Origin of the sequence: Lysobacter sp. CA196 (assembly GCF_052078695.1) — a bacterium.
Taxonomy (GTDB): Bacteria; Pseudomonadota; Gammaproteobacteria; order Xanthomonadales; family Xanthomonadaceae; genus Lysobacter.
The window spans coordinates 1-20070 of the sequence record NZ_JBQJIN010000016.1 but is presented as its reverse complement, the minus strand read 5'-3'; the positions used below and the strand labels follow the sequence as shown (position 1 = coordinate 20070).

General features: G+C 67.8%; 19 protein-coding genes. 8 read left to right on the top strand and 11 right to left on the bottom strand.

Annotated elements, in window-relative coordinates:
* The first annotated feature begins 185 nt into the window (after positions 1–185).
* Genes lgt through ACTOWK_RS14905 form a run of 4 tightly spaced genes read left to right on the top strand, consistent with a single transcriptional unit; the run spans position 186 to position 3155 of the window.
* Entirely contained in the window at positions 186–1079 is an 894-nt protein-coding gene (gene lgt / locus ACTOWK_RS14920; protein WP_441330911.1) for a prolipoprotein diacylglyceryl transferase, read from the top strand.
* 4 nt (positions 1080–1083) lie between these two features.
* Positions 1084–1878, top strand: coding sequence for a thymidylate synthase (locus ACTOWK_RS14915; RefSeq protein WP_441330910.1), 795 nt, complete (start codon positions 1084–1086; stop codon positions 1876–1878).
* Positions 1879–1932: 54 nt separating this feature from the next.
* Positions 1933–2637 (top strand): hypothetical protein, encoded by a 705-nt coding sequence (locus tag ACTOWK_RS14910; protein ID WP_441330909.1) that lies wholly within the window; start codon positions 1933–1935, stop codon positions 2635–2637.
* On the top strand, positions 2634–3155 hold the full coding sequence (locus ACTOWK_RS14905; protein ID WP_441330908.1) for a dihydrofolate reductase: 522 nt from the start codon (positions 2634–2636) through the stop codon (positions 3153–3155). Before ACTOWK_RS14910 ends, ACTOWK_RS14905 begins: the two co-directional genes overlap by 4 nt.
* Before the next feature lie 286 nt (positions 3156–3441).
* Here the strand turns inward: ACTOWK_RS14905 and ACTOWK_RS14900 are convergent, their stop codons facing one another.
* The 7 genes from ACTOWK_RS14900 to lptD all read right to left on the bottom strand — a co-directional run bounded on the left by ACTOWK_RS14900 (position 3442) and on the right by lptD (position 11490).
* Positions 3442–4080, bottom strand: a complete 639-nt coding sequence (locus ACTOWK_RS14900) for a DUF1287 domain-containing protein (RefSeq protein ID WP_441330970.1) — start codon at positions 4078–4080, stop codon at positions 3442–3444.
* 58 nt (positions 4081–4138) lie between these two features.
* On the bottom strand, positions 4139–5011 hold the full coding sequence (locus ACTOWK_RS14895; protein ID WP_441330907.1) for a symmetrical bis(5'-nucleosyl)-tetraphosphatase: 873 nt from the start codon (positions 5009–5011) through the stop codon (positions 4139–4141).
* A gap of 13 nt (positions 5012–5024) precedes the next feature.
* Positions 5025–5408 carry a Co2+/Mg2+ efflux protein ApaG gene (apaG, locus tag ACTOWK_RS14890; RefSeq protein WP_031373882.1) on the bottom strand — a complete coding sequence of 128 codons (384 nt, stop codon included), beginning with the start codon at positions 5406–5408 and terminating at the stop codon, positions 5025–5027.
* A 326-nt stretch (positions 5409–5734) separates the two neighbouring features.
* Positions 5735–6577, bottom strand: a complete 843-nt coding sequence (gene rsmA / locus ACTOWK_RS14885) for a 16S rRNA (adenine(1518)-N(6)/adenine(1519)-N(6))-dimethyltransferase RsmA (protein WP_441330906.1) — start codon at positions 6575–6577, stop codon at positions 5735–5737.
* Positions 6574–7566: a 4-hydroxythreonine-4-phosphate dehydrogenase PdxA gene (gene pdxA, locus ACTOWK_RS14880; protein WP_441330905.1), complete on the bottom strand. Its 993-nt coding sequence runs from the start codon at positions 7564–7566 to the stop codon at positions 6574–6576. Before pdxA ends, rsmA begins: the two co-directional genes overlap by 4 nt.
* 1 nt (position 7567) lies before the next feature.
* A complete protein-coding gene (locus ACTOWK_RS14875) occupies positions 7568–8947 on the bottom strand; it encodes a peptidylprolyl isomerase (RefSeq protein WP_441330904.1) in 1380 nt (459 codons plus the stop codon).
* The gene (gene lptD, locus ACTOWK_RS14870) at positions 8944–11490 is read right to left on the bottom strand and encodes an LPS assembly protein LptD (RefSeq protein WP_441330903.1); all 2547 of its coding nucleotides are present in this window, start codon (positions 11488–11490) and stop codon (positions 8944–8946) included. Before lptD ends, ACTOWK_RS14875 begins: the two co-directional genes overlap by 4 nt.
* A gap of 128 nt (positions 11491–11618) precedes the next feature.
* On the opposite strand from lptD, the gene msrB reads away from it, so the two are divergent.
* Positions 11619–12044, top strand: coding sequence for a peptide-methionine (R)-S-oxide reductase MsrB (msrB, locus tag ACTOWK_RS14865; protein ID WP_441330902.1), 426 nt, complete (start codon positions 11619–11621; stop codon positions 12042–12044).
* A gap of 680 nt (positions 12045–12724) precedes the next feature.
* On the opposite strand, the gene ACTOWK_RS14860 is transcribed toward msrB, so the two are convergent.
* Genes ACTOWK_RS14860 through ACTOWK_RS14850 form a run of 3 tightly spaced genes read right to left on the bottom strand, consistent with a single transcriptional unit; the run spans position 12725 to position 14802 of the window.
* A complete protein-coding gene (locus ACTOWK_RS14860; RefSeq protein WP_441330901.1) occupies positions 12725–13636 on the bottom strand; it encodes a histone deacetylase family protein in 912 nt (303 codons plus the stop codon).
* Positions 13637–13638: 2 nt separating this feature from the next.
* A complete protein-coding gene (locus ACTOWK_RS14855; RefSeq protein WP_441330900.1) occupies positions 13639–14193 on the bottom strand; it encodes a cob(I)yrinic acid a,c-diamide adenosyltransferase in 555 nt (184 codons plus the stop codon).
* Between the two features lie 15 nt (positions 14194–14208).
* Complete coding sequence (locus ACTOWK_RS14850) at positions 14209–14802, bottom strand: hypothetical protein (protein WP_441330899.1); 594 nt, start codon at positions 14800–14802, stop codon at positions 14209–14211.
* A 255-nt stretch (positions 14803–15057) separates the two neighbouring features.
* Between ACTOWK_RS14850 and ubiH the strand changes: the two genes are divergently transcribed.
* From ubiH to ACTOWK_RS14835, 3 genes are all read left to right on the top strand, one after another.
* Positions 15058–16359 (top strand): 2-octaprenyl-6-methoxyphenyl hydroxylase, encoded by a 1302-nt coding sequence (ubiH, locus tag ACTOWK_RS14845; protein WP_441330969.1) that lies wholly within the window; start codon positions 15058–15060, stop codon positions 16357–16359.
* Positions 16356–17555 (top strand): FAD-dependent oxidoreductase, encoded by a 1200-nt coding sequence (locus tag ACTOWK_RS14840; RefSeq protein WP_441330898.1) that lies wholly within the window; start codon positions 16356–16358, stop codon positions 17553–17555. Before ubiH ends, ACTOWK_RS14840 begins: the two co-directional genes overlap by 4 nt.
* A gap of 181 nt (positions 17556–17736) precedes the next feature.
* Positions 17737–18063 carry a hypothetical protein gene (locus tag ACTOWK_RS14835; RefSeq protein WP_441330897.1) on the top strand — a complete coding sequence of 109 codons (327 nt, stop codon included), beginning with the start codon at positions 17737–17739 and terminating at the stop codon, positions 18061–18063.
* A gap of 162 nt (positions 18064–18225) precedes the next feature.
* On the opposite strand, the gene ACTOWK_RS14830 is transcribed toward ACTOWK_RS14835, so the two are convergent.
* Positions 18226–19539, bottom strand: a complete 1314-nt coding sequence (locus ACTOWK_RS14830; RefSeq protein WP_441330896.1) for an MFS transporter — start codon at positions 19537–19539, stop codon at positions 18226–18228.
* Positions 19540–20070: the final 531 nt, after the last annotated feature.

Sequence of the window (20070 nt, the reverse complement as noted above, 5' to 3'; positions counted from 1 at the left end):
GCAGCGGGCTCCAGGGCTGGCCGGGCCGTGCCCACCGGGGCAACGCACGCGAGTTTGCCGCAATGGGCCGGAGCGCCTGCGAAACACTGTGTCCGTGGCGGTTCGGGGGCCTCGGCGGCGCCCCTGGTACAGGCCGTGTGGGGCACAATACGGCGGTCATCGTCCTTCAAGAATCGTCCTGCCGCATGACCATCCTGCACCAGATCGACCCGATCGCGATCTCTCTCGGCCCGCTGCAAGTCCATTGGTACGGGATCATGTATCTGCTTGGTTTCGTCACCGCCTGGTGGCTGGGACGACGCCGGGTGCGTGCCGGGCGCCTGCCCGGCGTCAGCGAACAGGCCTACGGCGATCTGCTGTTCTACGCCATGCTCGGCGTCGTCCTCGGCGGCCGCATCGGCTACGTGGTCTTCTACAACTTTGCCGAGCTGCTCAAGGACCCCTTGATGCTGTTCCGCATCTGGGAAGGCGGCATGAGCTTCCACGGCGGCCTGCTCGGGGTGATGGCCGCGGCCCTGTGGTGGTCGCACCGCCAACGCACGCATTTCTTCGACGTGATGGATTTCGTCGCGCCGCTGGTGCCGCCCGGGCTCGGTTTCGGCCGCCTCGGCAACTACATCGGCGGCGAGTTGTGGGGCAAGACCACCGACGCCGGCTGGGGGGTGATCTTCCCGCGCGCGCCGGAATTCGCCGGCTGGACCGCCGAACAATTGCAGACCCAGTTCGCCGGCGGCGGCCTGGACCGTTTTGCGCGCCATCCTTCGCAGCTGTATCAGGCGGTGCTCGAAGGCCTGGTCATGTTCGTCGCGCTGTGGTGGTTCTCGAGCAAGCCGCGTCCGCGCTATGCAGTGTCGGGGCTGTTCGCGCTGCTGTACGGCTGCTTCCGTTTCCTGGTCGAGTTCGTGCGCGTGCCCGATGCGCAGATCGGCGATCACGGCTACCTCGCGTTCGGTTGGCTGACCATGGGCCAGGTGCTGAGCGTGCCGCTGATCCTGCTCGGCCTGTTCTGGCTGTGGCTGTCGACGCGCTCGCCGACCCTGCAACCGCAGCCGCTCGCGGCCGAACCGGCGAAGGGCTGAGGCCATGCAGCAATACCTCGACCTGCTGCGTCACGTGCTGGAACACGGCACCGAGAAATCCGACCGCACCGGCACCGGCACCCGCAGCGTGTTCGGCTGGCAGTTGCGTTTCGACTTGAACGCCGGCTTCCCGCTGGTCACCACCAAAAAGCTGCACTTGCGCTCGATCGTCCATGAGCTGTTGTGGTTCCTCAAGGGCGAGACCAACACCGCTTATCTGAAGGACCACAAGGTCAGCATCTGGGACGAGTGGGCCGATGCCGAGGGCGAGCTCGGCCCGGTCTACGGCAAGCAGTGGCGGCGTTGGGCCGGCGCCGAAGGCGTCGAGATCGACCAGATCCGTTGGGTGATCGACGAGATCAAGCGCAATCCCGATTCGCGCCGCCTGATCGTCAGCGCCTGGAACGTCGCCGACCTGCCGCAGATGGCGCTGATGCCCTGCCATGCGTTGTTCCAGTTCTACGTCGCCGACGGCAAGCTCAGTTGCCAGCTGTACCAGCGCAGCGGCGACATCTTCCTCGGCGTGCCGTTCAACATCGCCAGCTATGCGCTGCTGACCCACATGGTCGCGCAGGTCTGCGGCCTGGGCGTCGGCGATTTCGTCCACACCCTGGGCGACGCGCATCTGTATTCGAATCACTACGAACAGGCGCGCGAGCAACTTTCGCGCACGCCGCGCGCGTTGCCGAGCTTGAAGCTCAATCCCGAGGTCAAGGACATCTTCGGCTTCAGTTACGACGACATCGCCATCGAAGGCTACGACCCGCTGCCGGCGATCAAGGCGCCGGTCGCGGTCTGAGCTGGCGGTTTGCGCGACTGTGCTAGACGCGGTTTGAACATGCGCCGGACTAGCGTGATCGGTTCCGGCGTCGCCGACGGCGCCGTAGGAGAGATCATGCTGCAACCTTCCATCGCCGGCTGGTGCTTGGCCATCTCGATCGCGCTCGCTGCGACTGCATGCGGCACGACGGACGAGCGCGTCGTTCCGCCGCCTGCTGCCACGACGGCAGCGCCAGCGGAGGCCGACGATACGGTTCGCGGCGACGCCGCGGCGGCCGCCGCGGCGTTCTATCGCGCTCATTTGCACCGCTATGGCGACGAGGACGCCCCGACGACGTACGGCTTCGCTTCGGGCTTGCCGCGCGGCGCGCGTCTGGCGGCTTACCGGCCGCTGTTGACCCGCGCCTTGTGGCAACGTCTGGAGCGTGCGCAACGTGCGCAACGTGCGCAGACCGCGTTCATCGCCAAGTATCAAGGCGACATGAAGCCGCCCTTGATCGAAGGCGACGTATTCAGCAGCGCGGCGCAAGATGAAATGATTCTGTCGTTCGCGTTGGGTCGCCGCAGCGCAATGGGTGCGGACGCCGAGCGTGTGCAGGTCGTGTTGACCGGCAGCGATCTGCCCGAGGGGCAGGGCCCCGGGCGGCAGTGGCGCGACGAGGCGCTGATGCGGCGCGAAGACGGCATGTGGAAGCTCGACGATATCGAGTTCGACAATGACGGCGGATCCACGCCGCGCGAGCGGCTGTCGCACCTTCTTGAAAAGGCATTGGAATGATCGCATCCGCAACCCCGCAGCTGAGTCTGATCGCCGCCCTCGACCGCAAGCACGCCATCGGCCGCGACAACGCCTTGCCGTGGCGCTTGTCCGACGACCTCAAGCGCTTCAAGGCGTTGACCCTCGGCAAACCATTGCTGATGGGACGCAAGACCGCGCAGTCGCTGGGACGCGCGCTGCCGGGCCGGCGCAATCTGGTGTTGACCCGTTCCGGCGAGGTGCCGTTCGCCGGCATGGAAGCGGTCGGCTCGGTCGAGCAGGCCTTGGAACTGGCGCAGGGCGACGGTGCGGCCGAGTTGTGCGTGATCGGCGGCGGCGAGGTTTATGCGCTGTGTCTGGCCGCGGCCACGCGGCTGCACTTGACTCGGGTCGATACCGAAGTCGAAGGCGCCGATGCTTTTTTCCCGCGCTTCGATCCGGCCGAGTGGCGCGTGCTCTCGCGCGAATCGCATGCGGCCGATGAGCGCAACGAGTTCGCGTTCGAGTTCATCGATTACTTGCGGCTGGGGATGGATTGAGTCGCTGAGTCCTGCATGAGGGCTCTGTCGGAGTCCGGCGGCTCTGGATCCCCGCTTTCGCGAGGATGACGGCCATGAAGAGACCTGCGAGAACAAGCTTTTGGCTGGGCGCTCAGGCTTGGGGCGTCGTCGTGCGGATTCTGTAGGGATGAGTCCGGTGGATCCCCGCCTTCGCGGGGATGACGGTCATGGTGGGATTCGCGAGAACAAGGCATCTGCCGGATGGCGCTCAAGCTTGCAGTTTTCGTCGTGCGGGTTCTGCCTGGATGAGTCCAGTGTTCTGCGCTCAGCGCGCCACGCTCGCGGTGTCCCGCTCCAGCTTCGGCCGGTAGTGGCCGGTGATCGCGTAGTCGAACAGCAGATCGTCTTCCTGGGTGCCGCGGGCGATGTTGTGCAGGATCAGCGGCCGGCCCGGATAGGATTTGCGGTCGGACACGATGCCGATGTGCGGCACGCCGCGACCGAGGTCCCAAGTGACCAGGTCGCCGGGACGGTAGTCGGCGGCGCGGTCGCTGACCGGCAGCGACCAGGCCTGGCGCTCGAACCAGCGGCGCAGGTTGGGTACGCGGCGGTGGTCGATGCTGCGATCGGTCGCGGTCGCGCGCCACATCGACGGATACGCGGCGAAGTTAGCGTGCATGTCTTCGTGCACGGCCTGCTGCAGGTCGAGCCCTTGCGTGCGCAGGGCGCGGATCACCACGTCGGTGCAGACCCCGCGATCGAGGGCGACGTCGCCGCCGGGATAGGCCAAACGCACATAGGCCGGATCGTAGCGCCGGGTAACGCCGATCTGCGCGCGCGCGGCGGCCACCCAGGGCGGCGACGGCAGGCGGTTCGCGGCGGCGTCCGACGACGGCCCGGCCTTCGCCTCGCTGCGCTGTGGCGCCGGCTGCTGTGGGGCGCGTGAGCAGGCCGCGGTGAACATCAGCACGGCGATCGCCGTGACACTGCATGCAGTGGACCGCCATCCGTGGCGCATCGGCTCAGCTCTGCGCTTGCGGCTGGCGCGGCGGACGCGGACGCGGCGGATTGGCCGGCACGTCGCGTCCGGGCACCTGCACCAACCGCAGTTCGTCGGTGTCGAGCTGCAGCGCGGTGAGCTTGCCGCCCCAGACCGCGCCGGTGTCGATCGCGTGCACGCCATGGCCGATGAAAAGGCCGAGGGTCGACCAATGCCCGCAGACGATCTTGAGGTCGCGCTCGGCCCGGCCCGGCACTTCGTACCAGGGGTAGAGGCCGACCGGCTGAGTGCCCGGACTGCCCTTGTCCTCGAAGGCGATGCGGCCGCGCGGCGTGCAGTAACGCAGGCGGGTGAAGATGTTGATGATGGCGCGATGACGGTCGATGCCGGCCAGCTTGGGATTCCAGGCCGGGCGGTCGCCGTACATGTTCTTGAGCAGCCGCCGGTACTGATCGCCGTGCAGGCGCTCCTCGACCTCGCGCGCATGGCGCTCGGCCATGGTCGTGGTCCATTTCGGCGCCAGGCCGGCATGCACCATCATCCAGCCGAGCTTGCGATCGACCTGGACCAGCTTCTGCATGCGCAGCCAGCCGAGCAGTTCGTTGCGGTCCTCGGCCAGGACGATGCGTTGCAGGTCGGGGTTGACCTTGCGCTGTTCTTCTTCGGTGCGCTCGCCGATGGCGAGCAACGACAGGTCGTGGTTGCCGAGTACGACGATGCTGTTCTGGCGCAGCGAATGCACCAGCCGCAGGGTCTCCAGCGACTGCCCGCCGCGGTTGACCAGATCGCCGCAGAACCACAGCGTGTCGCGCGCCGGATCGAATGCGATCCGTTCCAGCAAGCGCTGGGTCGCGTCGTAACAGCCCTGGAGGTCGCCTATTGCCCAAACGCTCATACGTGGTCCGCGCTCAATGCAGGGTGCGCGGGATGGTGAGCGTGAACGGCGGAATCTGCGCGTCGAAGCGGGTGCCGTCGTCGGCGACCATCGCGTAACTGCCTTCCATCGTTCCCAGGCTGGTTTCCAGCACGGCGCCCGAGGTGTACTCGTAGTCGTCGCCCGGACGCAACCACGGTTGTTCGCCCACCACGCCTTCGCCGCGCACTTCCTGCACCTTGCCGTTCGCGTCGGTGATGACCCAGTGGCGCGACATCAGGCGCGCGGGAATCTTGCCGGCGTTGCGGATATGGATGGTGTAGGCAAAGACGTAGCGGTCCTGCTCCGGTTCGGACTGATCGTCCAGGTAGCGGGTCGCCACATCGATGTCGAAAGCATAGTCGTGGTGGTGTTCCATTGCGGCAGTTTAAGCAAAGCGGGCATGAAGCGGGAATGAGTCGTGAAAATAACCGCATCGCGCCGGAATCCTCGGCCGAAAACAGCGGTCGAGATTGTGGGCCGGCCCGCGGGTGGTGATAATCGGTGAGCGGCCTCGGCGGAAACCGCAAGAGCCGAGATAATCGCCGGACCGCGGTCCGCGCAGGCTCCGCGCCCGGCACAAAACCTGCATGAGCATGCGGCGCATCGGACCGCCGTTTGCGTACGCGACGCCGTCGCGGACCAGACCTGCTGCGCACGCGCCATGGGCACAGGCCCGCGGCGCAGACGCAGCGAACGCCGGCCTCAGTTCCTGCCGGGCTCGGCGAGGACCGCGCCGCTGGCGGCGAGCGCATTGGCCAGGCGCACGAAATCGGCGACTTCGATCTGCTCGGCGCGCGCATCCGGGCGCAGGCCGGCGGCCTCGATCGCGGCGCCGTCGCAGACCAGCGAGAGCGCATTGCGCAAGGTTTTGCGGCGCTGGCCGAAGGCGTCGCGGACCACGCGCGCGAACAGGGCGTGATCGGCGATGCCGATCTTGTCGGGCGCATGCGGAATCATCCGCACCACGGCCGAATCGACCTTCGGCGGCGGACGAAATGCGCCCGGCGGCACATCGAACAGGGCGATCACTTGGCAATACGCTTGCAGCATCACGCTGAGGCGGCCGAAGACCTTGCTGCCGGGGCCGGCGGCCATGCGGTCGACCACTTCCTTCTGCAGCATGAAGTGCATGTCGCGGATCACCGCGGCGTGGTCGAGGGCATGGAACAGGATCGGCGAGGACAGGTTGTAGGGCAGGTTGCCGACCAGGCGGATCTTGTCCTCGTTGGCCAGCGCGGTGAAATCCACGGTCAGCACGTCGCGGTGGATCACTTCCAGAGTGCCGTGGGCGCGTGCGCCGTCGGTCAGCGGGAAGATCAGGTCGCGGTCGAACTCGATCACGGTCAATTCGCCGTGGCGGTCGAGCAAGGGAAAGGTGATCGCGCCCTGGCCGGGGCCGATCTCGACCAGATGGTCGCCGGGCTTCGGGTCCACCGCCTGCACGATCATGGCGATGATGCCGCCGTCGTGCAGGAAGTGCTGGCCCAGGTGTTTCTTGGCCTCGGGCTTGAAGCCCTTGGCATGCGATCTGGCCGTGCCGGTCATGGCGTGCCTCCGGACGTGCTGCGGCGGGTGCGCGCGATGCGCGCGCAGGTTTCGGCGGCGGCGATCAGGCTCGACGGATCGGCCAGGCCGCGGCCGGCGAGGTCGAGCGCGGTGCCATGATCGACCGCGACGCGCGGATAGGGTAGTCCCAGGGTCATGTTCACCGCACGCTCGAAGCCGCTGTACTTGAGTACCGGCAGGCCCTGGTCGTGGTACATCGCCAGCACCGCGTCGAAACCGCGCAGCTTGGCCGGCAGGAAGGCGGTGTCGGCCGGCAGCGGGCCGATCAGGTTCAGGCCCTGGGCGCGCAGCGCGGCCAGCACCGGTTCGATGACCTCGATCTCCTCGCGGCCCATGTGGCCGGCCTCGCCCGCATGCGGGTTGAGGCCGAGCACGGCGATCACCGGTTCGGCGATGCCGAAGTCCCGGCGCAGCGCCGCCTCCATGATGCGCAAGGTACGGGCCAGCGCGACCGGCTCGATCGCGTCGGCGACCGCGCGCAGCGGCAGGTGGGTGGTGGCCAGGCCGACCCGGACGATGTCGTTGGCCAGCAGCATCACCACCTCGCAGCCGGCCTGTTCTGCGAGCAGCTCGGTGGTGCCGCTGTAGGCGATGCCGCCCTCGTTGATGACGGCCTTGTGCACCGGGCCGGTGACCAGGCCGTCGAACTCGCCGCGCAGGCAGCCCTCGGCGCCGGCGCGCAGCGCGCCGATGACCGCTGCGGCATTGCGCGGCTCGGGTTGGCCGAAGGCGGGGACGACGGTATTGGGGAGGTCGACCAGGGCCAGTTCGCCGGGAGCCCGCGAGGGGCGGTCCGGCGGCAGCAGGGTCAGGGGCAGGCCGAGTGCGTCGGCGGCGGCGCGCAGGCTGCGCGCATCGGCGAAGGCGACCAGATCGTAGTCGCGCGGCTGCTGGATCAGCCGCAAGCAGAGCTCCGGCCCGACGCCGGCCGGCTCGCCCGGCACCAGCGCGAGCCGGGGCAGGGTCACCTCAGCCGCCGGACGCGGCCGGCTTGGCCGGTTCCGCCGGCGCGGTGGTCTCTTCAGCACCCTTGCCGACGCGGAAGTCGACGAAGGCTTCGCCGCGCTTCTCGCGCAGGTAGCGGTTCCATTCTTCCTCGAGCTTGCGACGGCCGATGGTCTCCTGGACCTGGGCGCGCTTGCTCTGGTCGGCGACGTCGCTTTGACGGCTGCCGATGCGCTGGACGATGTGGTAACCGGCCTGGCTGTGGATCGGCTGCGAGATTTCGTTGTCGGCCAGCGCCGCGACGGCGCCGCCGAATTCGGGGCCGAACTCGTCCTGGGTGAACCAGCCCAGGTCGCCGCCCTTGGCTTGCGAGGTCAGGTCTTCCGAGCTTTCCTTGACCACGTCGTCGAACTTGGCGCCGCCGGCGATGCGGGCGCGCAGGGTGTCGGCCTTGGCCTTGGCCTGCGCTTCGCTGACGGTGTCGCTGATGCGGACCAGGATGTGGCGGGCGTTGAACTGGGTGACCAGCTTCGGGCCGGACTGCGAGGCGTCGCGGACTTCGACCAGCTTGAGCAACTGGAAGCCGCTCGGGCCGCGGATCGGGTCGGTGACCTGGCCGGCGCTCATCTTGCGCATCAGCTCGCCGAACGCGGCCGGGATTTCGTCGAGGCTGCGCCAGCCCAGGTCGCCGCCTTCCAGCGCGTTGGGGCTGTCGGAATAGCGCACGGCGGCAGCGTTGAAGTCCATCTCGCCCTTGTCGATCAGGGTCTTCACGCCCTCGACCTTCTTCTGCGCGGTCGCGATCTGCTCGGGCGTGGCGCCCTCGGGCAGGGCGATCAGGATGTGGGCGAGGCGGTACTGGGTGCCGGTGTTGGCCTGAGCGGCCAGGGCCGCGTCGATCTCGGCGTCGCTGACCGAAATGCGGGTCTGGGCGAAGCGCTGGCGCAGACGCTGGACCAGCAGTTCGTCGCGGATCGAGGCGCGGAAATCGTTGTAGGAGCTGCCGTCGCGGGCCAGCTGCTGGCGCAGCTGGTCGACGCTGATCTTGTTCGAGTTGGCGATGCCGCCGATGGCCTGATCGATTTCCTGATCGGTCACGCGCACGCCGGTGCCCTGGGCCTGGGCGACCTGGATCTTGAGCAGGATCAGGCGCTCGAGCACCTGGCGTTCGAGCACGTCGCGCGGCGGCAGCTGGTCGCTGCGGCCGGCGTACTGACCCATGATGTTGGCGATCGCGCGGTCGAGTTCGGTCTTGAGGATCACGTCCTCGTCGACCACGGCCGCGATGCGGTCGATCGGCTGCAGATCCTGGGCCCGGACGTTCCCGCCGAACAGCAGGCCGGCGGCCAGCAGACTTGCCAAAACCGGGCTCGCCAGGAGCGGGCTCGCGAAGAATTTGTTCATAGGGTCGGGTCGAGAGTCGATTCGGCGTCGTTGCCGCGGTTTTGGCGGCTGACCGTGGGAGACGGCGGCGCCAGATACAGGTCGTCGCGGTTATAACCGAGAATAGCACGGCGCAAAACGCGCTCCGTGTTCTGGCCGGCGGAGCCTAGGCCCTTGAGCTCGAACTCCACCTGAAGCGAGCTGTTGAGGTCTTCGGAACGGTTGCGCTGGTAGCGGCGGGCGATCAGGCGGACCGCCAGGCAGCAGCTTTCCCACTGCACGCCGGCGATCTGTTCGAGCGCGCGCTTGTCCTTGATCGAGTAGTAGTAGCGCCCGACCACGCTCCAGTTGTCGTTGATCGGATACAGGAACGAGAAATCGGCCTGCTCGAACAGGTCGCGCCTGTCCTTCGGCGCGGTCGGCGACACCGACAGGTCGCGGCGGTAGCGGTAGCCGAAATTGACCACGCCGTTGTTGCCGAACAGGTAGCGCGCACGCAGGCTCGCGAGATCCTCACTGCGCAGCTTGGGATCCCACTGGTAGGTGGCATTGATCGTCCAGCGGTCGCTCGGCGACACGCTGACGTCGGCGACCCAGGCCGACTTGCCCTGCTTGATCGGGGTTTCGGCACCGGCGACGACGCGGATGTCGTCGAAATACTGGATCTGGCCGATGCTCGCCGCCAGCCGCTCGCGGCCGTCGTCCTGGCTGATCAGGCGCGTGGTCAGGGCGGTGGTGAGCTGGTTGGCGTCGGTCTGGCGGTCGGCGCCGGTGTAGCGGTTGTCGCGGAACAGCGCGCCCCAGCTGAACGACATCGGGTTGGTGTCGAACAGCGGCATGCCGGCCTGGTCGCGGTACGGCGCACGCAGATAGAAGATGCGCGGTTCCAGGGTATGCAGGTAGTGGTCGCCGCGGATTTCGGTCTCGCGGTCGAAGTACATGCCGGCGTCGATCGAGGTGATCGGCACGCTGCGGTTCGGCGACTTGTCGTAGAAGCTGCGCACCAGCTCAGGTGTGTTGGGCACCGTCGGGTTGGCGGCGACGAAGGCTGCGGCCTGCTGTTCGGCCATCTGCTGGGCCATGCCGCGTTCCAGCTCATAGGCGGTGTAGCGCCAGGCCAGTTTCGGCCGGATGAACCAGCTCGCGCCTTCGAGCGGGAAGCTGACGTAGGGCTTGACGTCGAAACGGCTGCCGCCGGGCATGTCCCGGCGCAGGCCGATCGGGGCGTTGGGATCGCCCGGGGTGAACTTGACGTCCTCGTGCTGGAAACGCACGGCCTCGGTGTCGACGCCGGCTTCGACCCACTTGCCGAACGGCTGCGCCCAATGGAAGGTCGCGCGCGGCAGGCGGTCGTAGGCCAGCGAGTTCTCCTGCAGGGTGAAGTCGGCCAGCTGGTTGTGGTCGGCGATCAGGCTTGCGTCCCAATACCGGCCGCGGCCGTACAGGCCGACTTCGCTGCGCAGCGAGATCGCCGACTGGCCGTACAGGCTGTTGCTGAAGTCCTGCAGGTAGTACTTGTCGCTGACCCAGGCCAGGTTGGCGGCGGCGTACCAGGTGCCGTCGAGGCGGTGAGTGGTCTTCAGCGCGAACTCGCCGCGGTTCTTGTCCGGCATGCGGTCGCGCGGGATCTGCACCGGCGGGTCGCGACGGTAGTCGGTGTAGCGGCCCGGGTCGTTGCCGGCCAGGTCGTCGTTCGGCATCCAGTTGCCCGAGACCTCGCCCGAACCGCTGCCGTACAGCCAGCGGAACTCGCCGCCCATGGCCAGCCCGCGCTTGCTCATGTAGCGCGGATACAGGGTGGCGTCGTAGTTCGGCGCCAGGTTGAGGTAGATCGGCTGGCGCCAGTCGAAACCGTTCTTGCCCGACAGGCCGATGTTCGGATACAGCAGGCCGGTGCGGCGGCGGTCGTCGACCGGGAACACGAACCACGGCACGTACAGCACCGGCACTTTGCCGATGCGCAGGGTGGCGTTGCGCGCCACGCCCATGCCTTCGGCGGTGTCGATGTCGATGCGGTGGGCGCGCAGCTCCCAGGAGCGCTGGTTCGGCGCACAGGTCGAATAAGTCGAGCCGTGCAGAGCGCCCTTGGGGCCGTTGAGCTCGATGCGCTCGGCGCCGCCGTTGCCGCGGCGCGCGGTCAGCTGGTATTCGACGTCGTCGATGCGGTGCTGGTCGGCGTTCTGGTCGCCCTCGGCGCGCTCGGCGACCAGGCGCATGCTCGAGTCCTGGTAGCGGACATGGCCTTCGGCCGTGTACTTGCCCGATTCCTGGTTGTAGCTGAGCTTGTCGGTGCCCAGGAACTGGTCGCCGCGGCTCAAGCGCACATTATCCTGGACGACGATGTTGTCGTCGGTGCCGGCCCGTTGCAGGGTGCCGCCGTCGATATCGGTCGGCTGCTCGGCGCGCTGTTCGGCGGTGCCGGTCGGGGTCGGGGCGTCGTCGAAGGACGGCACGGCGTCGATCAGCGGACACAGGCCCCAATTCTCGTTGTCGTCCGCCGCATAAGCGGGCAGGGCGATGGCGATGCACAGCGACAACGGGAGCAGGCGAAGGGGTTTGCGCACGCGAGCATCCGATGGACGGAAAAACGGTCGTTAGCTTGCCGTATCCCTTGCAAGCGGGCAACGCGGGCGCCATCTAAGCGGCATCGGCGTTCATTTTCCCCGAACGCGACCGCCCCCACGGAGGAGTCATGAGCCAGCTTCCCAGTCCCCCCCAGGCATCGATCGAGAAGAGCGAAGCTGAATGGCGCGAGCAGCTGTCCCCTGAGCAATACGCCGTCTGCCGTTGCTCGGCGACCGAGCGGGCCTTCACCGGGCGCTTCTGGAACCACAAGGAGGCCGGCACCTACACCTGCGCCGCCTGCGCCGAGGCCCTGTTCTCGTCGCAAGCCAAGTACGACTCCGGCAGCGGCTGGCCGAGCTACTGGCAGCCCCTGCGGCCCGAAGCGGTGGCCGAGGTGGCCGACGAGGGTCACGGTATGCGCCGGGTCGAGGTCAAATGCGCGCGCTGCCAGTCGCACCTGGGCCACGTGTTCCCGGACGGCCCGCGGCCGACCGGTCTGCGCTATTGCATCAACTCGGCGGCCCTGGGGTTCGAGGCGGAGCCGGCGGGCTGAGGCTTGGCCGGTGGCGTGGTAACTCTCTGTAGGAGCGGCGTGAGCCGCGACCAATCTCTCGATTTCGCGCCGATACTGGCCGTCGCCCTTAGGGTAGGAGCGGCGCAAGCCGCGACCGTGATCTTCAAGCCTGTGTGTTCCCGTTCGTGGATGGCATTGTTTGGCCCTTGGCCTTAGCTCTAGCTGTGCGTCGAATCGCACTAGCGAAGGCAATCGAAGACCCGGAGGGCGGTCTGCATGGATGCAGGCCGTTTTTCATCGGGACAGGGATGTCCCGTATGAAAAATCCCGGCGTCGGCATCGAACGTGCGGGCCTGTGATTCAAAGAAAAGGGCTCTCCTTGCAAGGGCACAAGCCCGCACGATCGAAGCCGACGCAGGGATGCTCCAGACAGGCCATCCATGGCCTGCTTGCGCACGGCCCGCATCCATGCGGGCCGCCCTACGGGTCTTCAATTGACCGGCAAAGCGGCAAAGCAGATCAAAATCACGGCAACGGCAACGGCAACGGCAACGGCAACGGCAACGGCAACCGCGAAACTGCTTCTGGGTAGGAGCGGCGCAAGCCGCGACCGCGTTGCTGCGTTCTCGCGACGCAACTCGCCACGTAGCGCTGGGATAACGGCTACAGGACGAAACCGAGACAGGGGCGCCACGACCGCACCCCAGGCGCCTTGCGCCTCACTCCATCAATGCGCCCACATGCGCCACCGCACTCTCGCGTAGGGCCGCCAGGTCGTAGCCGCCTTCCAGCATCGAGACCACGCGGCCCAGCGCGTGGCGCTCGGCGATGGCCACCAGTTCGCGGGTGATCCAGGCGAAATCCTCGCCGTCCAGCTCGACCTGGGCCAGCGGGTCGCGGCGGTGGGCGTCGAAGCCCGCGGAAATCAACAGCAACTGCGGACGGAACGAATCGATGGTCGGCAGCAGGTGCTCGCGCCAGACCTTGCGGAAGCCTTCGCTGCCGGTACCGGCCGGCAACGGGGCGTTGATGATGTTGCCGACGCCGCGTTCGTGGGCGTAGCCGGTGTCCGGGTACAGCGGCATCTGGTGCGAGCTGACGTACATCACCCGCGGGTCGGTGTCGAAGATCGCCTGGGTGCCGTTGCCGTGGTGGACGTCGAAATCGATCACCGCCACCCGCGCCAGGTTGTGTTTGTCGCAGGCATGGGCGGCGGCGACGGCGATGTTGTTGAACAGGCAGAAGCCCATCGCGGCGTCGCAGGTAGCGTGGTGGCCGGGCGGGCGCACCGCGCAGAACACGCGTTTCTCCTCGCCCTTGAGCACGCTGTCGACCGCGGCGACGCCGGCGCCGGCGGCGCGCAGCGCGGCTTCGGCCGAGCCGGGCGCGAGTACGGTGTCGGGGTCGAGCGCCATCGGGCCGTCGACCTGGGTGTCGAGGATCAGCGCAAGCAACGCGTCGCCGTGCGCGCGCAGCAATTGGCCGCGGCTCGCGCCGGGCGCTTCGTGCCAGTCGAGCGAGGGGTAGGCTTCGCGCAGGGCTTCGGTGACGGCGACCAGACGCAACGGCCGCTCGGCATGACCCGGACCCGGGTCGTGGCGCGTGCAGGCCGGATGCGTGTAGATGCGCATCGCTAGCCCTTGCGGCGCTCGTGGTTCCAGAGCACCTCGCCGTGGCCGCTCGTGCGCGCCAGCACGCGGGCCAGCACGAACAGCAGATCGGAGAGGCGGTTGAGATAACGCACCGCTTCCGGGCGCACGCTTTCCAGGCGCGCCAGGGCAACGGTCTCGCGCTCGGCGCGGCGCACCACGGTGCGGGCGATGTGGCAACGCGCCGCCGCTTCGCCGCCGCCGGGCAGGATGAAATCCTTCAGCGGCGGCAGCTCGTCGTTATGGCCGTCGAGCCATTGTTCGAGGCGGTCGATGTCGGCATCGAAGATCGCCGCATGGCCGGGAATGCACAGCTCGCCGCCGAGGTCGAACATCTGGTGCTGGATCGCCACCAGTTGTTCGCGGATCGCGTCCGGCAATTCGCTGGCGAGCACCAGGCCGATGGTCGAATTGGCTTCGTCGACCGTGCCGTAGGCGTTGACCCGGGCCGAGTCCTTGGCGATGCGGCTGCCGTCGCCCAGACCGGTGCTGCCGTCATCGCCGGTACGCGTATAGATTTTAGAGAGACGGTTGCCCATCGATGACGCGCGCGGTCAGAGCTTGCGGGCGTCGTCGGAGTGCGTCGGCGACGCCTTCGACTTGACCGCCGATGCGGCGATGGCCTGGACCACGGCGGCGATGCCGACATAGGTGGCGGTGGTGCGCAGGTAGGGCAGCAGCCACTCGAAGTAGTTGGCGGCCCAGCCGGCGACGGTCTTCTCGGCGACCGAGGCCGACAGCCAGTAGAAGCTACCCTGGCTCAGCAGTTGGCAGGCCACGGTCGAGGCGAGCAGGGCGACCGCAGCCAGGCCGAGCGTGCCCCAGCTGCGCTTGTAGTTGCGCGACACCCACAGTCCGCCGGCCCACATCGAGAAGTAGGCCGGGACCAGGAACCAGTACGCCGCCGAGACGCAGTAGTGATCCCAGAAGCTCATGCCCTGGCGGGTGATCACGGCGTAGTCGACGACCACGGCCAGCGCCATCAGCGCCGGGAAGGCCCAGCGGGTCCACTGGCGCAGGTAGAAGCCGCCGATGAAGAACACGGCCCAGGAGGCGTCGGGGATCGGCGTCCAGTGATTGACGCGGGTGGCGACCATCAACAGGGCCAGCAAGGCCAGGACAAGGCTGCGTTGGGTGTTCGGCTTCATGACTCTGGCTCCTGACGCCGGACTGGCGCGCCAATCCGGCCATTCTAAGGAACCTGCGACGAAAGTGCCGGTTTGCCGTCCACCGTGAACGGATCGCCGCCCGATGCGATGCTAAGTACTTGATCCTTGGCGACGATGACCGCCCCATGCACAGGTTCCGGGCCGGCGCCGACAGACTCGCCGCGGGCGCGGTCGTATCATGAACGCATGAATCCAGACGTAGACGCCCCCGACGGGCAGACGCCGGCTGCAGCCATGCCGGCCCCCGCCACGCCCAGCGCGGACGAGTCCGCGGTGCACGCCAGCCACGACGTCCTGATCGTCGGCGGCGGCCTCGTCGGCGCCAGTCTCGCCATCGCGCTGGATCGGCTCGGCCTCGATGTCGGCCTGGTCGAGGCGGCGCCGCCGGGCGCCTTGCCGGCGGTGTTCGACGAACGCAACCTGAGTTTCGCCGAAGCCACCGTCAATGCCCTGACTGCGCTCGGCGTACTGGCCAAGCTGCGCGCGCCGACCGGCTCGATCCGGCGCATCCACATCAGCCGCCGCGGCGACTTCGGTCGTGCCGTGCTCGAAGCCGAGCGCTACGGCCGCAAGGAGTTCGGCCGCATCGTGGTCGCCCGCGATTTCGGCGAGGCACTGGAAGCGCGCCTGGCCGAGTTGCCGCGCCTGCAGCGCTACCGCCCGGTGCGCTTCGTCGGCCTCGCCGACGGCGACCCGGCCTGGCGCGCGATCCGCGTCGCCGACGGCGCCGGCGAACGGGTCCTGCGCGCGCGCCTGCTGGTCGCCGCCGACGGCACCCGCAGCGGCGTGCGCGAAGCGCTCGCCATCGGCGCCGACGAATACGATTACGGCCAGACCTTGTTCGTGACCCGGCTGCGCGGCGAACGCGTACCCGACGGCACCGCCTACGAGCGGCTCGGCGCCGAAGGCCCCACCGCGCTATTGCCGCGCGGCGATCGTCACTACGGCCTGATCCACAGCGTCGCCACCGCGCGTGTCGACGAAGTCGCCGCGTTGGACGAAGCCGGCTTCATCGCCCGCGCCCAGGAGGCGTTCGGCTGGCGTGCCGGGCGCTTCCTCGCCTGCGGCGCGCGCAGCCTGTACCCGGCGATCCGTGTGCTGGCGCGACGTACCACCGAACGGCGTGCAGTGCTGGTCGGCAACGCCGCTCAGACCATCCACCCGATCGGCGCGCAGGGCTTCAATCTCGGCCTGCGCGATGCCATGACCCTGGCCGAACTGATCGAACGCCAGCTGGCATCCAGCGGCACCGACGGCGCCGTCGATTGCGGCGACGCCGGATTGCTCGAACGCTATGCGCAGCGCCGCGCCTCCGACCGCGACCGCACGGTCGCGTTCTCCGACGGCGCGGCGCGACTGGCCGCCAACGCTAGCGGCCTGATGCGCCCGCTGCGCAGCCTGGGCCTGTTCGCGGTCGACCGCCTGCCGAGCGCGCAATCGTTCCTGGTCGGCGGCGCGATGGGCTATCGCGGCGACGTGCCGGCCTTGTGCCGCGGCGAACATGACGACGTGCGTTCGTTCGGAGGCCGCGCATGAGCCGGCGCGATCTGCTCGACGTGATCGTGGTCGGCGCCGGCGTGGTCGGGGCGGCGGCAGCGTTGGCGTTCGCCCGCGACGGACTCGACGTGGCCCTGGTCGAAACCCGCGAGCCGCCGCGCTGGAACAGCGAGCGGCCGGACCTGCGCGTATACGCCTTCGCTCCCGACAACGCCGCCTTGTTGCACGACCTGGGCGTCTGGTCGGGCGTGCGCGAGGCGCGCCTGCAGCCCTATCGCGCGATGCGCGTGTGGGACGCGGCCGGCGGCGGCGAACTGCATTTCGATGCCGACGCCTTCGGCCGTCGCGAACTGGGCTGGATCGTCGAGCATGCGCTGTTGGTCGACAAACTGTGGGCGGCCTTGCCCGCGGCCGGCGTGCGACTGCATTGCCCCGATCAAGTCGAATCGTTGGAACTCGATGCGCCGGACAGCGTCGGCGTGATCCTCGAAGGCGGGCGCCGCTTGCGCGCACGCCTGGTGGTCGCAGCCGATGGTGCGGAATCCAAATTGCGCCGCCTCAGCGGTATCGATGCGCCGACCTACGACTACGGTCAGCGCGGGCTGGTCGCCTACGTCGACAGCGAACTGAGCCATGAAGCGACCTGCTGGCAGCGGTTCCTGCCGGGCGGGCCGCTGGCGTTCCTGCCGACCCTCGGCGACGCAGGCACGCGCGACCGGCGCAGCTCGATCGTCTGGACCTTGCCCGAGGCAGAAGCCGAGCGCTTGCTGGCTACCGACGATGCGTCGTTCCTGATCGAACTCGAACGCGCCTTCGGCGGGCGTCTGGGCGCCTTGACCCGGGTGTCGCAACGCGCCGCGTTTCCGTTGCGTCGGCAACTCGCGCAGCGTTACGTCTCCGGGCGTGTCGTGATCGCCGGCGACGCCGCCCACGTGGTGCATCCGCTGGCCGGGCAGGGCGTCAACCTGGGCCTGCGCGACATCGCTGCATTGCGCGGCAGCCTCAAACAGGCGTACCAGCGCGGGCTCGACCTGGGATCGCCGACGCGGCTGGCCCGTTGGGCGCGCGAGCGACGCAGCGAGAATGCACTCGCCGCCTACGGCTTCGAGGGCTTGAACCGGGTGTTCTCGAACGACGATTTCGCCGCGACCCTGCTGCGCGGACCGATGCTCGGCCTGGCCGGCAAGCTGCCGCCGCTGACGCACTATTTCTGGAAGCGTGCGGCGGGGTTGTAGCGCCGGGGCCCCGCTGCCTCACCAAACGTCCGTGCTATCAGCAATGCGGCTGCCGAAATCATACTGTCGAAGCCGGCACTGTCGATGCCGGTACTGTCGAGATCGGTTCTGCTGAGAGCCGCATCGTCGAATACAACGCATGCCCCTGCGATACGATCCAGTGCAAGGCACGGAGGGCGCGATGACACGAACCGATGGATCGAAGCGGAGCCGCTGGTTGCGGTGGACGGCGCTGCTGACCGCATCGTTGCCGCAATGGGCGGGCGCGACCACCCAGTGCCCGCCCGGCAGCGGCGAGAAGGGCGCTCTGTTCTGGGCATTGGGCTTCGGCGTATTGGGCCTGTTCTTCGTCCTGGGACTCGCGGCGGTATTCGGCGCGGTGCGGGCGAGCCGCGGCCTGAAGTGGACGCGGCGCTTGCCGCTGTTGCTGGCCGCGCCCGTGGCCATGCTTTGCCTATGGACCCTGGGCTTGTGGCTGTTCGGCAGCTACTTCGTGATGGTGTGTTGATCCGGACCGATCGCAGCTGCGTTCAGAGCCGTGTCGCGGCTTCAGTGATTGTCACAACCGCATTGGCTCGCGGCCGCTGTAGTTGCCCCCTTTGACAAAGGGGGCGAACGGCCGCGCAGCGGCCGTGGGGGATTTGCTCTTCGCTCCGCGACCTGACAGTGCTCAATGCTCGTGAAAGCGCTGCTTGGTCCTGAGCAGATACACCGATACCAGCACCCCGATCACCGCCACGGCCATGACGTAATAAGCGGCGGTCATGCCGCCGAGCTTCGGCGCCAGGGTGCCGATCAACGGCGGCGTCAGCGCACCGAACACCGCATAGGCGATGTTGTACGAGAACGACAGCCCGGAAAAACGCACCGGCGCCGGGAAGGCCGCGATCATCACCGCCGGGATCACCCCGACCACGCCGACGAACACCCCGGCCAAAGCGTACAGCGGAAGGAAGTAGGCGCCGCCGTGATTGAGGTCGTAGTACAGCGCGAAACTGCTCGCGAACACGCCGAGCGAGCCGATCAGCAAGGCACGGCCGCGGCCGAGGCGGTCGACCAGCAGGCCGCCGGCTATGGCGCTGAAGGTCGGGCAGAACGCGGCGAGGCTGTTGCCGAGGAAGGCGCGCTGCGGGGCGATGCCGAACTGGCTCTGCATCAGGGTCGGGGTCATCAGGATGATCACCACGATCGCGGCGGTCAGCAGCCAGGTCACCAGCATCGACAAGACCACGCCGGCGCGATGGTCGCGCAGCACCTGCTTGAGCGGCAGTTCGCGCACCAACTGCCGGCTTTCGCGCATCGCCGTGAACACCGGAGTCTCGCTGAGCCAGCGCCGCAAGTACACGGCAAGAAAACCGAACACGCCGCCGATCAGGAACGGCACCCGCCAGACCCAGCCCAGCACCTCGGCCGGCGCGAACCAGGTGTTGATCGCGGTCGAGATCAGCGAGCCGATCAGGATGCCCGCGGTGAGGCCGGCGGTGAGGCTGGCGCAGGCGAAACCGACCCGGCCCGGCGGCGCGTGCTCGGCGACGAAGGTCCACGCACCTGGCACCTCACCGCCGATCGCGATGCCCTGCACGATGCGCAGGAACAACAGCAACAGCGGCGCGGCGATGCCGATCTGGGCGTAGGTCGGCAACAGCCCGATGCACAGGGTCGGCAGCGCCATCAGGAACACGCTCAGCGCGAACATGCGCTTGCGCCCGGAGCGGTCGCCGAAGTGGGCCATGACGATGCCGCCGATCGGGCGCACCAGATAACCCGCGGCGAAAATGCCGTAGACCTGCAACTCGGCGAGCCAGCCCGGCATGCCCGGCGGGAAGAACAACTGGCGCAGGGTCGCGGTCAGGAATACGAAGATGACGAAATCGTAGAACTCCAGCGCGCCGCCGAGCGCGGACAGCAGCAGCGTGCGCGCGTCCCTGCGGTCGAGCCGGCGCGCGGGGACGGGGACGGACGGCGATACGGAACTGGCGGTCATAGGTCTGACGGGACAGGCGACTGGGCGGAGTCCGGCACTATGCCGCAACGACGGCGCGGTGCAAGCAATGGGGTCCTGTGGGCGGTTGCCGTCATGAGGATTCTGCCGTTGCTGTTGCCATTGCCATTGCCATTGCCATTGCCATTGCCGAGATTTTGATCTGCTTCGTTTTGTGGCTTTGCTTTGTCGGTCAAAAGCAGACCCGTAGGGCGGCCCGCAAGGATGCGGGCCGTGCGCAAGCAGGCCATGGATGGCCTGTCTGGAGCATCCCTGCGTATGCATCGCTCGTGCGGGCTTGTGCCCTTGCAACTTGAGAGTGCAGTTACTTTTCTTTTGGGCTTAGCAAAAGAAAGTAACCCGGCCGCGTCAGCGGACGGAAGCTCTGCCCTTGCTTGAGGCTTCTATAAGAAACAAGATCAAACGCCAAAAGCTTCCGCCACTAAAGCGGCGGGTTACTTTCTTTTGTCTAAAGCAACAAAAGAAAGGTAAGGCGGTCTCTAAGCTCAAGTGCAACACCTGAGGTGAGACGTC

Excerpts from the sequence above, each read along its gene's own strand:
- lgt (WP_441330911.1), top strand. The coding sequence starts at position 186 with ATGACCATCCTGCACCAGATCGACCCGATCGCGATCTCTCTCGGCCCG.
- ACTOWK_RS14915 (WP_441330910.1), top strand. The coding sequence starts at position 1,084 with ATGCAGCAATACCTCGACCTGCTGCGTCACGTGCTGGAACACGGCACC.
- ACTOWK_RS14905 (WP_441330908.1), top strand. The coding sequence starts at position 2,634 with ATGATCGCATCCGCAACCCCGCAGCTGAGTCTGATCGCCGCCCTCGAC.
- ACTOWK_RS14900 (WP_441330970.1), bottom strand. The coding sequence starts at position 4,080 with ATGTTCACCGCGGCCTGCTCACGCGCCCCACAGCAGCCGGCGCCACAG.
- ACTOWK_RS14895 (WP_441330907.1), bottom strand. The coding sequence starts at position 5,011 with ATGAGCGTTTGGGCAATAGGCGACCTCCAGGGCTGTTACGACGCGACC.
- apaG (WP_031373882.1), bottom strand. The coding sequence starts at position 5,408 with ATGGAACACCACCACGACTATGCTTTCGACATCGATGTGGCGACCCGC.
- rsmA (WP_441330906.1), bottom strand. The coding sequence starts at position 6,577 with ATGACCGGCACGGCCAGATCGCATGCCAAGGGCTTCAAGCCCGAGGCC.
- ACTOWK_RS14875 (WP_441330904.1), bottom strand. The coding sequence starts at position 8,947 with ATGAACAAATTCTTCGCGAGCCCGCTCCTGGCGAGCCCGGTTTTGGCA.
- msrB (WP_441330902.1), top strand. The coding sequence starts at position 11,619 with ATGAGCCAGCTTCCCAGTCCCCCCCAGGCATCGATCGAGAAGAGCGAA.
- ACTOWK_RS14860 (WP_441330901.1), bottom strand. The coding sequence starts at position 13,636 with ATGCGCATCTACACGCATCCGGCCTGCACGCGCCACGACCCGGGTCCG.
- ACTOWK_RS14855 (WP_441330900.1), bottom strand. The coding sequence starts at position 14,193 with ATGGGCAACCGTCTCTCTAAAATCTATACGCGTACCGGCGATGACGGC.
- ACTOWK_RS14850 (WP_441330899.1), bottom strand. The coding sequence starts at position 14,802 with ATGAAGCCGAACACCCAACGCAGCCTTGTCCTGGCCTTGCTGGCCCTG.
- ubiH (WP_441330969.1), top strand. The coding sequence starts at position 15,058 with ATGCCGGCCCCCGCCACGCCCAGCGCGGACGAGTCCGCGGTGCACGCC.
- ACTOWK_RS14840 (WP_441330898.1), top strand. The coding sequence starts at position 16,356 with ATGAGCCGGCGCGATCTGCTCGACGTGATCGTGGTCGGCGCCGGCGTG.
- ACTOWK_RS14835 (WP_441330897.1), top strand. The coding sequence starts at position 17,737 with ATGACACGAACCGATGGATCGAAGCGGAGCCGCTGGTTGCGGTGGACG.
- ACTOWK_RS14830 (WP_441330896.1), bottom strand. The coding sequence starts at position 19,539 with ATGACCGCCAGTTCCGTATCGCCGTCCGTCCCCGTCCCCGCGCGCCGG.